Source organism: Acinetobacter sp. CIP 102637, assembly GCF_000368425.1.
Lineage (GTDB): Bacteria > Pseudomonadota > Gammaproteobacteria > Pseudomonadales > Moraxellaceae > Acinetobacter > Acinetobacter parvus.
In genome coordinates, this window is sequence record NZ_KB849434.1 from 23,624 (window position 1) to 36,710 (window position 13,087).

At 43.0% G+C, this 13,087-nt stretch carries 23 protein-coding genes and 1 pseudogene; all 24 read right to left on the reverse strand.

What is annotated here, in order from left to right; genetic code table 11:
* Window positions 1-18: 18 nt before the first annotated feature.
* A complete protein-coding gene (locus F967_RS00385) occupies window positions 19-519 on the reverse strand; it encodes a DUF2059 domain-containing protein (RefSeq protein ID WP_004797512.1) in 501 nt (166 codons plus the stop codon).
* Between the two features lie 137 nt (window positions 520-656).
* Entirely contained in the window at window positions 657-2,147 is a 1,491-nt protein-coding gene (locus F967_RS00390; protein ID WP_004797514.1) for a flavin-containing monooxygenase, read from the reverse strand.
* A gap of 454 nt (window positions 2,148-2,601) precedes the next feature.
* Complete coding sequence (gene rplQ, locus F967_RS00395) at window positions 2,602-2,967, reverse strand: 50S ribosomal protein L17 (protein ID WP_004641032.1); 366 nt, start codon at window positions 2,965-2,967, stop codon at window positions 2,602-2,604.
* Window positions 2,968-2,985: 18 nt separating this feature from the next.
* The gene (locus F967_RS00400; RefSeq protein ID WP_004683263.1) at window positions 2,986-3,993 is read right to left on the reverse strand and encodes a DNA-directed RNA polymerase subunit alpha; all 1,008 of its coding nucleotides are present in this window, start codon (window positions 3,991-3,993) and stop codon (window positions 2,986-2,988) included.
* Window positions 3,994-4,011: 18 nt separating this feature from the next.
* Window positions 4,012-4,638 (reverse strand): 30S ribosomal protein S4, encoded by a 627-nt coding sequence (gene rpsD, locus F967_RS00405; RefSeq protein WP_004678568.1) that lies wholly within the window; start codon window positions 4,636-4,638, stop codon window positions 4,012-4,014.
* 12 nt (window positions 4,639-4,650) lie between these two features.
* Entirely contained in the window at window positions 4,651-5,037 is a 387-nt protein-coding gene (gene rpsK / locus F967_RS00410; RefSeq protein ID WP_001040166.1) for a 30S ribosomal protein S11, read from the reverse strand.
* 19 nt (window positions 5,038-5,056) lie between these two features.
* Complete coding sequence (gene rpsM, locus F967_RS00415) at window positions 5,057-5,413, reverse strand: 30S ribosomal protein S13 (protein WP_004678572.1); 357 nt, start codon at window positions 5,411-5,413, stop codon at window positions 5,057-5,059.
* Window positions 5,414-5,520: 107 nt separating this feature from the next.
* Window positions 5,521-5,637 carry a 50S ribosomal protein L36 gene (gene rpmJ / locus F967_RS13395; RefSeq protein WP_000867907.1) on the reverse strand — a complete coding sequence of 39 codons (117 nt, stop codon included), beginning with the start codon at window positions 5,635-5,637 and terminating at the stop codon, window positions 5,521-5,523.
* Window positions 5,638-5,657: 20 nt separating this feature from the next.
* Complete coding sequence (secY, locus tag F967_RS00420) at window positions 5,658-6,977, reverse strand: preprotein translocase subunit SecY (protein ID WP_171062321.1); 1,320 nt, start codon at window positions 6,975-6,977, stop codon at window positions 5,658-5,660.
* 45 nt (window positions 6,978-7,022) lie between these two features.
* The gene (rplO, locus tag F967_RS00425; protein WP_004760654.1) at window positions 7,023-7,463 is read right to left on the reverse strand and encodes a 50S ribosomal protein L15; all 441 of its coding nucleotides are present in this window, start codon (window positions 7,461-7,463) and stop codon (window positions 7,023-7,025) included.
* 3 nt (window positions 7,464-7,466) lie between these two features.
* Window positions 7,467-7,643, reverse strand: coding sequence for a 50S ribosomal protein L30 (gene rpmD / locus F967_RS00430; RefSeq protein WP_000849088.1), 177 nt, complete (start codon window positions 7,641-7,643; stop codon window positions 7,467-7,469).
* Window positions 7,644-7,649: 6 nt separating this feature from the next.
* Window positions 7,650-8,147: a 30S ribosomal protein S5 gene (gene rpsE / locus F967_RS00435; RefSeq protein ID WP_004678577.1), complete on the reverse strand. Its 498-nt coding sequence runs from the start codon at window positions 8,145-8,147 to the stop codon at window positions 7,650-7,652.
* A gap of 2 nt (window positions 8,148-8,149) precedes the next feature.
* Entirely contained in the window at window positions 8,150-8,500 is a 351-nt protein-coding gene (rplR, locus tag F967_RS00440) for a 50S ribosomal protein L18 (protein WP_004678578.1), read from the reverse strand.
* A 14-nt stretch (window positions 8,501-8,514) separates the two neighbouring features.
* On the reverse strand, window positions 8,515-9,048 hold the full coding sequence (gene rplF / locus F967_RS00445) for a 50S ribosomal protein L6 (RefSeq protein WP_004678579.1): 534 nt from the start codon (window positions 9,046-9,048) through the stop codon (window positions 8,515-8,517).
* A 13-nt stretch (window positions 9,049-9,061) separates the two neighbouring features.
* On the reverse strand, window positions 9,062-9,457 hold the full coding sequence (rpsH, locus tag F967_RS00450) for a 30S ribosomal protein S8 (protein WP_000062616.1): 396 nt from the start codon (window positions 9,455-9,457) through the stop codon (window positions 9,062-9,064).
* Window positions 9,458-9,468: 11 nt separating this feature from the next.
* Window positions 9,469-9,774: a 30S ribosomal protein S14 gene (gene rpsN / locus F967_RS00455; protein ID WP_004660360.1), complete on the reverse strand. Its 306-nt coding sequence runs from the start codon at window positions 9,772-9,774 to the stop codon at window positions 9,469-9,471.
* 9 nt (window positions 9,775-9,783) lie between these two features.
* Window positions 9,784-10,320, reverse strand: a complete 537-nt coding sequence (rplE, locus tag F967_RS00460) for a 50S ribosomal protein L5 (RefSeq protein WP_004678582.1) — start codon at window positions 10,318-10,320, stop codon at window positions 9,784-9,786.
* A 15-nt stretch (window positions 10,321-10,335) separates the two neighbouring features.
* A complete protein-coding gene (rplX, locus tag F967_RS00465) occupies window positions 10,336-10,653 on the reverse strand; it encodes a 50S ribosomal protein L24 (protein WP_004678584.1) in 318 nt (105 codons plus the stop codon).
* 9 nt (window positions 10,654-10,662) lie between these two features.
* Window positions 10,663-11,031: a 50S ribosomal protein L14 gene (gene rplN, locus F967_RS00470; RefSeq protein WP_004657680.1), complete on the reverse strand. Its 369-nt coding sequence runs from the start codon at window positions 11,029-11,031 to the stop codon at window positions 10,663-10,665.
* Window positions 11,032-11,123: 92 nt separating this feature from the next.
* On the reverse strand, window positions 11,124-11,381 hold the full coding sequence (gene rpsQ, locus F967_RS00475; RefSeq protein ID WP_004678586.1) for a 30S ribosomal protein S17: 258 nt from the start codon (window positions 11,379-11,381) through the stop codon (window positions 11,124-11,126).
* Entirely contained in the window at window positions 11,378-11,575 is a 198-nt protein-coding gene (rpmC, locus tag F967_RS00480; RefSeq protein WP_000849927.1) for a 50S ribosomal protein L29, read from the reverse strand. The genes rpsQ and rpmC overlap by 4 nt, the downstream gene beginning before the upstream one ends.
* Entirely contained in the window at window positions 11,575-11,988 is a 414-nt protein-coding gene (rplP, locus tag F967_RS00485; protein ID WP_004683271.1) for a 50S ribosomal protein L16, read from the reverse strand. Before rplP ends, rpmC begins: the two co-directional genes overlap by 1 nt.
* A pseudogene (gene rpsC, locus F967_RS00490) lies at window positions 11,928-12,747 on the reverse strand (30S ribosomal protein S3). Before rpsC ends, rplP begins: the two are co-directional and overlap by 61 nt.
* Before the next feature lies 1 nt (window position 12,748).
* Entirely contained in the window at window positions 12,749-13,078 is a 330-nt protein-coding gene (rplV, locus tag F967_RS00495; RefSeq protein ID WP_004683272.1) for a 50S ribosomal protein L22, read from the reverse strand.
* Window positions 13,079-13,087: the final 9 nt, after the last annotated feature.

A 13,087-nucleotide genomic window follows, 5' to 3' on the forward strand; every position in this document is an offset into this window, starting at 1 on the left:
ACTATTCCCTTTTTTTATTTATTTCTGTTCAGTTTTTTCAGGTTGCTGAACAGGTGCTGGATTCATGCGGGTCATCAACTGTTTAACTGTTGGGTTTTCCACATGCTGCTGCATGGTGGTGTTGAGTGCGATACGCGCATTTTGAGTGGTGTAATGCGCCACTTCACTGCCAATTTCACTGGCTTTCTTGGCCCAGGCTTTCCCTTCTGTAGATTGATAGAATGAGAGTGCAGCCTGTAACTCTTTCTGGCTAAACGTCTCTACATAACGTTGCACAATAAACTGCTTTCTTTGTTCAGAATTGAGATTCTTGGTCAAGTCTGCATAAAACTCTGCTGGAATATCTTTAGGTAAGCGCATTTTAATTTGATTCAGGATCAACTTGTCTGTCGCTTCCAACCCCTGCTCCGTTCCATCTACCTCAACAAGTTTCTGTGCAATCACTTCCTTTTGTTTTATATCATCTGCCAAAACAGCCGTACTGAACAATAATGCCCCTAAAACCACCCATTGCTTCATTACTCTTTCCCTGATTCTCAGTTTTTTTAATGTCATCAAATATACGCGATATTTTTCTGATTGAAAGAATATCCAAAGTCATATCAATAAAAAACCCCATGTATTTACATGAGGTTCTCAATTTCACCTATGTCAGATTATGACACTAGCTTCGGCTTACGATCTGCCTGTTCACCACGCTTATGGAACTCTAAAACTCCATCATCAAACTTAGCATCTTTCAGTTCTTTGCGATCAACTAGGTAATTATTGGTGATCTTCCACGGTGCTTGTTTACCTTGTTTAGGCATTACATCAGCTGCACGTGCGATATAACCAGAAGACATTTTACCCATGATCGTATCATTTTCACGCTGTAAAGGATCAGCGTGTGCAATCACTTCATCAAAACCATTTTTATCCATATGATTGATTAAGCGGCAGATATAATCAGCTGCAATATCAACCTTTAATGTCCATGAAGCATTGATATAACCAATGATCATCGCCATGTTAGGGACATCACTCACCATCATGCCTTGATACAGCATATGTTGAGATGTATTCATTGGCTTACCATCAACTGAACCTTGCACCCCACCTAGAATCTGAATTTCTAAACCAGTTGCCGAGATCACAATATCCGCTTCTAAATGTTTTCCAGATTTTAATTGGATACCATTTGCAGTGAATTTTTCAATTTGATCTGTTTCAACACTTGCTTTGCCTTCACGTAAAGATTTGAATAAATCACCATCAGGTACAACACATAAACGTTGATCCCACGGATTATAGCTTGGTGTAAAGTGTTTCATATCCACTTTACCCTTGAGCTGCAATTCAATACCTTTCAATAATAAACGACGCACAGTTTTCGGATATTTTTGTGCCAATGCGTAAATACCACGCTGCATACCAATATTACGCGCACGCGTAAATTTATAAGCCATTTCTTCAGACATAAATTTACGTGTTTTTTCATAAATAAAGTCAATTGAAGGAACTGTTGCAATATAGGTTGGTGAACGTTGTAACATCGTCACGTGTCCCGCCCCACCCTTGACCATTGAAGGTACAAGGGTAATTGCAGTTGCACCACTGCCGATGATCACAACTTTCTTACCCGTGTAATCTAAATTTTCTGGCCAGTGTTGCGGATGAATAAACTGACCTTTGAAATCTTCTTGTTTAGGGAATTTAGGTGCATAACCTTGATCATAGTTATAGTAACCTGTACAACCCATGACAAAGTTGGCTGACCAAATTTGTTTTTTCTTGTTGTTATCTTCGATCTCAACTAACCATTTTTTCTTTGTAGAATCATAGTTTGCTGAAAGAACACGATGGCCAAAGTGAATTTTATCTTTTAACTGATTTTCACTAATGACATCACTTAAATAACCTTTGATCTCAGCGCCGCTAGCTAATACTTTATCTTTTGCCCATGGCTTGAAGTTAAAACCAAAAGTTGACATATCCGAATCAGAACGAATACCAGGGTAACGAAAGAGATCCCATGTTCCGCCAAAACTATCACGACGTTCTAAGATTTCGAATTTACGCTGTGGACACTTCTTAGAGAGATGCACAGCTAATCCAATCCCAGAGATACCTGCACCAATAATTAATATATCAACTTGCTTTTCCATTTTTTTTATACCCTGTGTAAATCATGTCTTTATTAAAGCACAAATTTGACAATACACAATGTCAAGTTTGATCATTCATCGGTTTTTTTATATCAGTTCGGGACATTTTGAGAAAAAAAGTGGTAAAAAAATCCTGAGATTTTTGCTTGGGTTTAGCTTTTGGTAATGTTTATAGGGTTAAAAATAAATCTGCTTTCTACGCTTCATTATCATCACATTCTTTTAACCATAAAATAATACTGAGGACAGATGACCATAGCTCTGCCTAATGAAACATTTTTAGCTAAAATTAACTTAATATACGGTCCGATCACAGAAAAATGGTTCATTCAATCTGATCTAATCGTTATATAAACCAGAAAATATGGCTTAATCTCATTTAAGATAGATAATAAAAAAGGTCGGAATAAACCGACCTTTTTTGGAACAACTGACTGTTCTACACGTAGAAGTATTATTTTACTTCACGGTCTACAAGTTCAACGTAAGCCATCGGTGCAGCATCACCTGCACGGAAGCCCGCTTTAAGAACTCGAAGATAACCGCCGTTACGTTCTTTGTAACGAGGGCCAAGAACGGTAAATAATTTACCAACAGTTGCTGCTGAACGAGTACGAGCAAACGCTAAACGACGGTTTGCAACAGTATCGTTTTTAGCTAAAGTGATTAAAGGCTCAGCAACACGACGAAGTTCTTTCGCCTTAGGCAAAGTTGTCTTAATTAACTCATGCTCTACTAAAGCATTTGTTAAGTTTTGAAACAACGCCTTACGGTGGCTGCTTGTACGGCCTAATTTCACACCACTATTACGATGACGCATGGTGATAGTCCTACTTAATTAACGGCTACGATAGGCAAATCGGTCATCCATACGGAGACTAGCTGGTGGCCAGTTCTCTAAACGCATGCCGAGTTGTAAACCTTTCGATGCCAAAACATCTTTGATCTCTGTTAACGATTTTTTACCTAAGTTAGGAGTTTTTAACAACTCAACTTCAGTACGTTGAACAAGATCACCAATGTAGTAAATATTTTCTGCCTTCAAACAGTTAGCAGAACGAACAGTAAGCTCGAGATCATCTACTGGACGAAGCAAAATTGGGTCAACTTCTTCGCGAGGCTCTTGAGCAACAGGGGTTTGATCTTTCTGAAGATCAACAAAAATTGCAATTTGTTGTTGCAAGATTGTTGCCGCTTTGCGGATCGCTTCCTCAGGATCAACCGTTCCGTTAGTCTCAAGATCGATCACTAACTTATCAAGATCGGTACGTTGTTCTACACGCGCATTTTCTACTGTATAAGAAACACGCTTGATTGGGCTATAAGAAGCATCTAACTGTAAACGACCTACAGGACGTGTTTCACCTTCTGGGAAACGAGAGTCAGATGTCTCATAACCACGACCTTGAGCCACTTTAAGGCGCATTTTCAATGAACCAGAAGAACTCAAAGTACCGATTAAATGATCAGGGTTAACCACTTCAACATTGTGAGGCAAACGGAGGTCAGCTGCTGTTATGTCACCTGCACCCTGCTTTTCCAATGTTAAATATGCTTCGTTTTGATCGAACAGCTTAATAGACAATCCTTTTAGGTTCAGCAAGAGCTCGACGATGTCCTGCTGCAAGCCTTCTAAAGTACTGTACTCGTGCTCGACGCCTTCTATTTCTACTTCAACCACAGCAGCGCCAGGCAAAGAAGACAATAGAATGCGACGTAAAGCATTACCTAGAGTATGACCAAAGCCACGCTCCAAAGGTTCCAGAATCACTTTTGCCGAGGTCCCGCTCACCGCTTCGACCTTGATCGCTTGCGGAGTTAGAAACTCGTTTGCAGTACGCGTCATTTATTGCTACCTCAAGGATTATTTAGAATACAATTCTACAATCAAGCTTTCGTTGATTTCAGCAGGTAGATCAGAACGATCAGGTGCAGCTTTGAACGTACCTTCTAACTTAGAATGATCAACTTCCATCCAAGCAGGGAGACCACGTTGAGCAGCTAATTCAATTGCATTTTTGATACGCAATTGTTGTTTAGCACCCTCATGAACAGCAATTACATCACCCGCTTTTACTTGAATAGACGCAATGTTTACACGACGGCCATTTAAAGTAATAGAACGGTGACTAACTAACTGACGAGCTTCTGCACGTGTAGAACCAAAACCCATGCGATAAACAACGTTGTCCAGACGGCTTTCAAGCAATTTCAACAAGTTTTCACCTGTTGCACCTTTAACACGAGCTGCTTCTTTATAGTAGTTACTAAATTGACGCTCTAACACACCGTACATACGACGTACTTTTTGTTTTTCACGTAATTGTAGTGAATACTCAGATTGTTTACCACCACGAGCCGCACCATGTTGACCAGGTGCTTTGTTCGCTTTTTTAGTTTTTACATCAAACGGTTTAACGCCTGATTTAAGTTGCAGGTCTGTCCCTTCGCGACGAGAGAGTTTGCATTTTGGACCAATATAACGAGCCATGAATGTTTCTCCTTACACGCGACGTTTTTTAGGTGGACGGCAACCGTTGTGAGGAATTGGTGTCACATCGGTAATGCTGTTAATCTTATAACCCACTGCGCCTAATGCACGAACCGCAGACTCACGACCTGGACCAGGACCTTTCACAAGGACATCCAGATTTTTCAAACCGTAATCCAAAGCTGCTTTACCAGCAACTTCAGCAGCTACCTGGGCAGCGAACGGAGTTGATTTACGTGAACCACGGAAGCCTTGTCCACCTGAGGTGGCCCAAGCCAATGCATTACCTTGACGATCGGTAATCGTTACAATGGTGTTATTAAAAGACGCGTGAATGTGTGCAACACCTTCAGAGACGGTACGAGTGACCTTCTTGCGTGTGCGAGTATCTTTAGCCATCTTTTAGCTTCCAGAAATCTTACTTTTTAATCGGTTTGCGCGGACCTTTACGGGTACGTGCGTTAGTTTTGGTGCGTTGTCCGCGAACAGGCAAGCTGCGACGATGACGAAGACCGCGGTAGCAGCCTAAATCCATTAAACGTTTGATGTTCATGGAAATTTCGCGACGTAAATCACCTTCGGTCGGAACCTTGGCAACTTCTGCACGAATCGCATCAAGCTGAGCATCATCTAATTCACGAATTTTAGTAGTAGTAGAAATGCCTGCAGCAGCTAAAATGTTTTTAGCAGTGTGGCGACCGATACCAAAAATATACGTGAGAGAGATAACAGCATGCTTGTTATCCGGAATGTTTACACCGGCAATACGAGCCATTCAATTTTCTCCAAAAAGGCAGTCAAGATAATCAACCGCCCCACAAAAATCTTGAGGGGCGGATAATAACCTAATTAGCCTACTGAAATCAACAGGTCTTAATTAAATTAACCTTGACGCTGCTTATGACGAGGTTCTGCGCTACAAATCACGCGAATAACCCCATTACGACGGATAACTTTGCAGCTACCACAAATTTTCTTTACAGAAGCTTGTACTTTCATGATGAAACCTCTAAGTGCGCTTATCCCTTAGGATGAGCAGTCGTTTTTCTCATTAACGTTTGGTCATCATATTGATGCGAAGTAAGGTGCGCCTGAAGTTGCGCCATAAAGTCCATTACCACGACCACCACAATCAGCAACGATGTTCCACCTAAATGGAATGGAATACCAAATGAACTTTGCAGCACCATCGGCATCAAGCATACGACTGTAATGTAAATTGCACCAATAAATGTCAAACGGTTAAGAATATGATCTAAATAACGAGCCGTTTGCTCACCTGGGCGGATACCAGGCACATATGCTCCGCTACGCTTTAAGTTTTCTGAAACTTCTTTCGGGCTGAACACCAGCGCAGTATAGAAATAACAGAAGAAAATAATTAACGCGCCAAAGAGCATTAAATACAACGGCTGTCCAGGCGATAACACCAATGCCAGATCTTGCAGACTACGTTTTACAATCCCTGCATTTGGATCAGCACTTCCCAACCACTGTCCCAAGCTCGCTGGAAATAGTAACAATGAGCTTGCAAAAATTGCTGGAATTACACCTGCCATGTTAATTTTTAATGGTAAATGTGTTTGCTGTGCAGTAAATACACGACGACCCTGTTGTTTTTGAGCATAGTTTACTGGAATACGACGCTGTGCCTTTTCAATAAACACAATCGCAGCGAGGACTGCCAACGATAATAAACCGAATACAGCTAAACCAATTAAACTACCCTGACCATTCTGAACAGACGAAAACGACTGAATCACGAGATTTGGCAAACCTGCCACAATACCCGCAAAAATGATCATGGAGATGCCATTACCAATACCACGTTCGGTAATTTGTTCTCCCAGCCACATCAAAAACATTGTTCCCGCAACCAGCGAAGTGACTGCTGGAACATAGAATGCTAGGCCTGAGGTCAGGGTAATTCCCTGACTAATCAGACCTGCACACATACCCACCCCTTGCACAAGTGCAAGCAGCAGGGTGCCGTAACGCGTATATTGATTGATCTTACGCTTGCCCTGTTCGCCTTCTTTTTTCAAAGCTTCCAGCGAAGGAACCACCGTTGACATCAACTGCACGATAATCGATGCAGAGATATAAGGCATGATTCCCAACGCCAGAATTGACATGCGTTCCAACGCACCGCCAGAGAACATGTTAAATAAACCTAAGAAAGTACCTTCATTAGCTTTAAAAAACTGTGCTAGCGCTACGTTATCAATACCTGGCAACGGAATATGCGCTCCTAGTCGAAAGACCAATAACGCGCCAATCAAAAACATTAATCGACGAATAATTTCACGGTATTTCACATGAAATGGTTGGCCTTTCATCATGTTTACATGACCAGTAGAACTAGGAGTCATAGACACTCGAGATTACTCCTCGACTTTACCGCCAGCAGCTTCAACAGCAGCTTTAGCGCCTTTAGTCAACACAACACCTTGTACAGTGAATGCGCGAGTGATTTCACCAGAAAGCACGATGCGAGCACGAATTTGGTCACGACGAACAACATTCGCAGCTTTTAAAGTTTCAAGGCTAACAACATCACCTTCAACCTTATTCAACTCAGACAAGCGTACTTCAGCAGTTTTCAAAGCGATTTGGCTAGTGAAACCGAATTTTGGTAAACGACGATATAACGCTGTTTGACCGCCTTCAAAACCTGGACGAGTACCACCACTTTTACGTGAGTTTTGACCCTTGATACCACGACCACCAGTCTTACCAACGCCAGAACCGATACCACGGCCCAGACGACGGTGTTCACGCTTAGCACCTTCTGCAGGTGCAAGTTCATTTAAACGCAGAGTCATGGCTTATTCCTCTACACTAACCATATAGTAGACTTTGTTGATCATACCACGGTTAGAAGGCGTATCTTGCACTTCCACAGTATGACCAATACGACGCAGACCTAGACCTTGTAAGCAAAGTTTATGATTTTTTAAACGATGCGAAGAAGATTTAGTCTGGGTAACTTTAATCGTTTTCATGATTGATTACCCTTGAATTTCTTCTACTGAAAGACCACGTTTCGCAGCAACTTTCTCAGGAGAAGTCATATCACGCAAACCTTTAAAAGTTGCGTTAACTACGTTAGCAGCGTTTGTAGAACCATAGCATTTTGTCAATACGTTATGTACGCCAACAGCTTCTAGAACTGCACGCATAGCACCACCAGCAATTACACCAGTACCTTCAGAAGCAGGCTGCATGTAAACGCGGCTTGCACCGTGACGAGCATTAATAGGGTGTTGTACAGTACCGTTAACAAGATCAACAGTAATCATGTTACGACGCGCAGCTTCAAGTGCTTTAGCAATAGCAGCTGGAACTTCACGCGCTTTACCACGACCAAAACCGACGCGACCATTACCATCACCCACAACAGTTAATGCTGTGAAAGAGAAGATACGACCACCCTTAACAACTTTGGCTACACGATCAACGGCAACCAGCTTTTCAACGAGACCTTCGTTTTGTTCAACTTTCGCCATGATTAGAACTCCAAGCCGCCTTCACGGGCAGCATCAGCCAAGGCTTTGATACGACCATGATATTTAAAACCAGAACGATCAAATGCAACTTTCGTTACACCTGCTGCTTTCGCACGTTCTGCGATTAAAGCACCAACTTTTGTTGCTGCATCGATGTTACCAGTCGCACCGCTACGCAATGATGCATCCAAAGTTGAAGCTTGCGCTAAAACTTTGCCACCATCTGCTGAGATAACTTGTGCATAGATGTGACGCGGCGTGCGGTTGACACACAAACGAGTCGCACCCAATGCACGAATGTGCAAGCGTGTGCTTTTCGCACGACGCAAACGGGATTGTTTCTTTTCGTTCATAAGAACCTCGCGCCTTATTTCTTCTTAGCTTCTTTACGAAGAATAACTTCATCCGAATAACGAACACCTTTACCTTTATATGGTTCAGGAGAACGGTATGCACGGATTTCCGCTGCCACTTGACCTAACAACTGCTTGTTTGCTGATTTCAGGATGATTTCAGTCGCAGTTGGAGTTTCCGCTGTTACCCCTTCAGGTAAAGCGTAATCAATTGGGTGTGAGTAACCGAGTGCCAGGTTAACAACGTCACCTTTCACCGCAGCTTTATAACCAACACCAACGAGCTGTAACTTACGTTCGAAGCCTTCGCTAACACCTTTTACAAGGTTATTCAATACAGCGCGAGCAGTACCAGCCTGCATCCAGGCATCTTTCGACTCTTTCACTGGAGCAAGTTGAAGTTTACCTTCTTCCTGTTTAAGCTCGACCAGCGCATGCAGGTTGAAAGACAATGTACCTTTGCTGCCTTTCACTTCGACCTGCCGGCCGTTCTGAGTAACTGTTACACTATTAGGTACAGTTACTGGGGCTTTAGCCACACGAGACATGAGGAATCACCTATTAAGAAACAAAAGCAATAACTTCACCACCAATGCCCGCAGCACGTGCAGCGCGATCAGTCATGATGCCTTTGCTTGTAGAAACAATTGCAATACCTAAACCTTGCTTAACGCTTGGAAGTTTATCTTTACCACGGTATTGGCGAAGACCTGGACGGCTTACGCGCTTAACCATTTCGATAACTGGTTTGCCTTCGAAATATTTTAACGTAATAGTCAAAGTAGATTTTGTCTCTTCTTGAGCCACTTCTACATTTGAAATATAACCTTCTTGTTGAAGTACGTTTGCAATCGCAACTTTCAACTTAGAAGAAGGCATAGAAACAGTTTGTTTCTTTGCCATTTGTGCGTTACGAACACGGGTTAGCATGTCGGCAACGGTATCTTGCATACTCATTTAGTCGCTCCTTACCAGCTTGCTTTAACAACGCCTGGTACATCACCCTGCATTACTGTATCGCGTAATTTGTTACGGCTTAAACCGAACTTACGGAAGTAACCATGAGGACGACCAGTTAAACCACAGCGGTTACGAAGACGTACTGGAGATGCATTACGTGGTAATGCTTGTAACTTCATCATCGCTTCGAAACGTTCTTCGTCACTTGCATTTACGTTTGCAATCGTTGCTTTTAATTCAGCACGTTTTGCAGCGTATTTAGCAACTGTCTTTTCGCGTTTCAATTCGCGATTAATCATACCTTTCTTAGCCATATCGACCTCTTATTTGAACGGGAAGCCGAATGCACGCATAAGCGCACGGCCTTCGTCATCGCTACGAGCAGTGGTCGTAATCGTGATGTCTAAACCACGGATACGATCAATTTTGTCAAAATCGATTTCAGGGAAAACGATCTGCTCTTTTAAACCCATAGAGTAGTTACCACGACCATCAAATGATTTCGAAGAGAAACCACGGAAGTCACGGATACGAGGGATTGCGATCGAGATCAAACGATCCAAGAATTCGTACATCTGGTCGCCACGTAAAGTAACTTTACAACCAATTGGCCAACCATCACGGATTTTGAAACCAGCGATTGATTTGCGCGCAAGGGTCACAACTGGCTTTTGACCAGCAATGAGTTGCATATCAGCCACAGCACCTTCCAATAATTTCTTATCAGTTGCAGCTGCGCCTACACCCATGTTCAGGGTGATTTTAGTGATGCGAGGAATCTCCATCACATTCTTAATGCCAAGTTCTTCTTTTAACTTCGCTTTAAGTTCGTCATTGTAACGTGCTTTAAGTCTGGCCATTGCCTTTTCAACCTATTACTTCGCTGCCGCCACTGATTCACCATTTGATTTATAAACACGAGTTTTCGTGCCATCAATCACTTGGTAACCAACACGGTCAGCCTTTTGGGTTGTAGCATTAAAAATTGCCACGTTTGAAATATGAAGCGTCGCCTCTTGTGTTACGATGCCGCCTTCAGCGCCAGTAGCACGGTTTGGTTTTTGATGCTTCTTCACTAAGTTAAGGCCTTCAACCTTAACTCGGTCTTCAGAAACAGACAAAACAGTACCCTGTTTGCCTTTTTCTTTACCTGCGATCACAATTACTTGATCGCCTTTTTTAATCTTAGCCATGATTGCCTCTTATAGAACTTCAGGAGCCAATGAAATGATTTTCATGAACTGTTCAGTACGAAGTTCACGAGTCACTGGTCCGAAGATACGAGTCGCAATCGGAGCTTTGTTGTTGTTCAAAATAACAGCAGCGTTATCGTCGAAACGAATCACTGAACCGTCTGGACGACGGATGCCAAATTTTGTACGAACAACTACAGCATTCATCACGTCACCTTTTTTAACACGTGCGCGTGGAATTGCTTCTTTTACAGTAACTTTAATAATGTCGCCAACAGAAGCATAACGACGATGTGAACCACCTAGTACTTTGATACATTGTACGCGGCGTGCACCACTGTTGTCTGCTACGTCGAGCATACTTTCGGTTTGAATCATTGCCCTACTCCAAAACCGAGCATCACCGGTCGCAATTTCGAAAGGCTCAAAGAGTACTCGAAATTGTCCGATGATGCAACAAGAACGTCTAATTACTCAGCAGCTGCTTCAACGACTTCCACTAAAGCCCAAGCTTTAGTTTTAGAAATTGGGCGGCTTTCTTTGATGGTCACCAAGTCGCCAGTTTTAGCAACATTGTTCTCATCATGAGCGTGTAGTTTAGTTGAACGGCGGATTGATTTGCCATACAACGGGTGTTGAACACGGCGTTCAATAAGCACAACAATAGACTTGTCCATTTTGTCGCTTACAACACGGCCTGTTAACGTGCGGACTGTTTTTTCACTCATTGTCCGTTCCCCTGTTTTTCGGTAAGGAGTGTCTTAATACGAGCAATTGTTTTACGAGCAATTTGCACTTCGTGCGATTTGCCTAGTTGACCAGTTGCTTTCGCCATACGAAGACGGAATTGGTTAAGCTGTTGCTCATCAAGCAACGCTTTCAACTCTTCTACCGACTTTTCACGTAGATCTTTAGTTTTCATTACATCACCGTCCGAGTCACGATAGTGGTTTTAAACGGGAGTTTAGCGGCAGCCAATTCAAAAGCTTCACGCGCCAACTCGTCGCTCACACCTTCAATTTCGTACAGGATCTTACCTGGCTGAATCTGACACACCCAGTATTCCACGCTACCCTTACCTTTACCCATACGAACTTCTAATGGTTTTTCGGTAATTGGTTTGTCTGGGAATACGCGGATGAAGATTTTACCACCACGCTTAATACGACGGCTAATGGTACGACGGCAAGCTTCAATCTGACGCGCAGTCATGCGACCACGTTCAGTTGCTTTAATTGCAATCGAACCAAATGATACTGTACTACCACGATGCGCTAGACCAGTGTTACGGCCTTTGTGCATTTTACGGAATTTGGTACGTTTAGGTTGCAACATGGATTATTCTCCCTTGTCAGCAGCACGGTCATTACGACGTCCACGACGTTGTTCCTGACCTTCACCACGACCACGACCACGTTTAGCTGGACGTTCTTCAGCAGGAGCAGGGTTCATGACTTGTTTCATGCCACCCAGGATCTCACCACGGAAAATCCATACTTTAACGCCGATCGTACCGTAAGTTGTTTCTGCACGCATAGTTGCATAGTCGATGTCCGCACGAAGCGTATGCAAAGGTACACGACCTTCACGATACCATTCGGTACGAGCGATCTCTGCACCACCTAAACGGCCAGAAACTTCAACTTTGATACCTTTTGCGCCAGCACGCATGGTGTTTTGAACCGCACGTTTCATAGCACGACGGAACATTACACGTTTTTCCAATTGAGAAGCGATAGCTTCAGCAACTAGACGTGCGTCCAAGTCTGGGCGATCAATTTCATTGATGCTAACTTGAGCTGGAACACCCATAATATTGGTGAGTTCGCGCTGTAATTTCTCAATATCTTCGCCTTTTTTACCGATCACGATACCAGGACGAGCAGTGCTAATTGTTACTTTAGCAGCGCCTGTAGGGCGTTCGATAAGAATATTGCTGATCATCGCGTTCTTAAGTTTTTTAGTTAAAAACTCACGAACCTGAAGATCTTTAAGCAAGTATTCAGCGTATTGTTTCGGACTCGCATACCAGTTAGCGTTATGGCGTTTCACAACACCCAGGCGGATACCGATTGGATGAACCTTCTGACCCATATCAAACCCCTACCTTAACGGTGATGTGACAAGTACGCTTAGTAATACGGTCTGCACGGCCTTTGGCACGTGGCAGGATACGTTTAAGGCTCATGCCTTCATCAACGTAGATCGTAGTTACTTTAAGGTCATCAACATCTAAGCTGTTGTTGTGTTCAGCATTGGCGATTGCAGACTCAAGTGCCTTTTTCACAAGCACAGCCGCTTTCTTGTTGCTGAAGTTTAAAATATCTAGCGCGCGCGCAACCGATTTACCACGGATCAAATCAGCAACTAAACGTGCTTTCTGTGCCGAGATAGCGGCACCGCGTAATTTTGCAGTTACTTCCATCATAGCACC

Excerpts from the sequence above, each read along its gene's own strand:
- rpmJ (WP_000867907.1), bottom strand. The coding sequence starts at position 5,637 with ATGAAAGTACAAGCTTCTGTAAAGAAAATTTGTGGTAGCTGCAAAGTT.
- rpmC (WP_000849927.1), bottom strand. The coding sequence starts at position 11,575 with ATGAAAACTAAAGATCTACGTGAAAAGTCGGTAGAAGAGTTGAAAGCG.
- rplQ (WP_004641032.1), bottom strand. The coding sequence starts at position 2,967 with ATGCGTCATCGTAATAGTGGTGTGAAATTAGGCCGTACAAGCAGCCAC.
- rplX (WP_004678584.1), bottom strand. The coding sequence starts at position 10,653 with ATGGCTAAGATTAAAAAAGGCGATCAAGTAATTGTGATCGCAGGTAAA.
- rpsQ (WP_004678586.1), bottom strand. The coding sequence starts at position 11,381 with ATGAGTGAAAAAACAGTCCGCACGTTAACAGGCCGTGTTGTAAGCGAC.
- rpsH (WP_000062616.1), bottom strand. The coding sequence starts at position 9,457 with ATGAGTATGCAAGATACCGTTGCCGACATGCTAACCCGTGTTCGTAAC.
- F967_RS00385 (WP_004797512.1), bottom strand. The coding sequence starts at position 519 with ATGAAGCAATGGGTGGTTTTAGGGGCATTATTGTTCAGTACGGCTGTT.
- rplO (WP_004760654.1), bottom strand. The coding sequence starts at position 7,463 with ATGACTCTGCGTTTAAATGAACTTGCACCTGCAGAAGGTGCTAAGCGT.
- rpsM (WP_004678572.1), bottom strand. The coding sequence starts at position 5,413 with ATGGCTCGTATTGCCGGTGTAAACATTCCGGATAACAAGCATGCTGTT.
- secY (WP_171062321.1), bottom strand. The coding sequence starts at position 6,977 with ATGAAAGGCCAACCATTTCATGTGAAATACCGTGAAATTATTCGTCGA.
- rplV (WP_004683272.1), bottom strand. The coding sequence starts at position 13,078 with ATGGAAGTAACTGCAAAATTACGCGGTGCCGCTATCTCGGCACAGAAA.
- rpsE (WP_004678577.1), bottom strand. The coding sequence starts at position 8,147 with ATGGCGAAAGTTGAACAAAACGAAGGTCTCGTTGAAAAGCTGGTTGCC.
- rpsN (WP_004660360.1), bottom strand. The coding sequence starts at position 9,774 with ATGGCTAAGAAAGGTATGATTAATCGCGAATTGAAACGCGAAAAGACA.
- rplE (WP_004678582.1), bottom strand. The coding sequence starts at position 10,320 with ATGGCCAGACTTAAAGCACGTTACAATGACGAACTTAAAGCGAAGTTA.
- F967_RS00400 (WP_004683263.1), bottom strand. The coding sequence starts at position 3,993 with ATGACGCGTACTGCAAACGAGTTTCTAACTCCGCAAGCGATCAAGGTC.
- rplP (WP_004683271.1), bottom strand. The coding sequence starts at position 11,988 with ATGTTGCAACCTAAACGTACCAAATTCCGTAAAATGCACAAAGGCCGT.
- rpsD (WP_004678568.1), bottom strand. The coding sequence starts at position 4,638 with ATGGCTCGTTATATTGGTCCAAAATGCAAACTCTCTCGTCGCGAAGGG.
- rpmD (WP_000849088.1), bottom strand. The coding sequence starts at position 7,643 with ATGAAAACGATTAAAGTTACCCAGACTAAATCTTCTTCGCATCGTTTA.
- rplN (WP_004657680.1), bottom strand. The coding sequence starts at position 11,031 with ATGATTCAAACCGAAAGTATGCTCGACGTAGCAGACAACAGTGGTGCA.
- rpsK (WP_001040166.1), bottom strand. The coding sequence starts at position 5,037 with ATGGCTAAAGATACTCGCACACGCAAGAAGGTCACTCGTACCGTCTCT.
- rplR (WP_004678578.1), bottom strand. The coding sequence starts at position 8,500 with ATGAACGAAAAGAAACAATCCCGTTTGCGTCGTGCGAAAAGCACACGC.
- rplF (WP_004678579.1), bottom strand. The coding sequence starts at position 9,048 with ATGTCTCGTGTGGCTAAAGCCCCAGTAACTGTACCTAATAGTGTAACA.
- F967_RS00390 (WP_004797514.1), bottom strand. The coding sequence starts at position 2,147 with ATGGAAAAGCAAGTTGATATATTAATTATTGGTGCAGGTATCTCTGGG.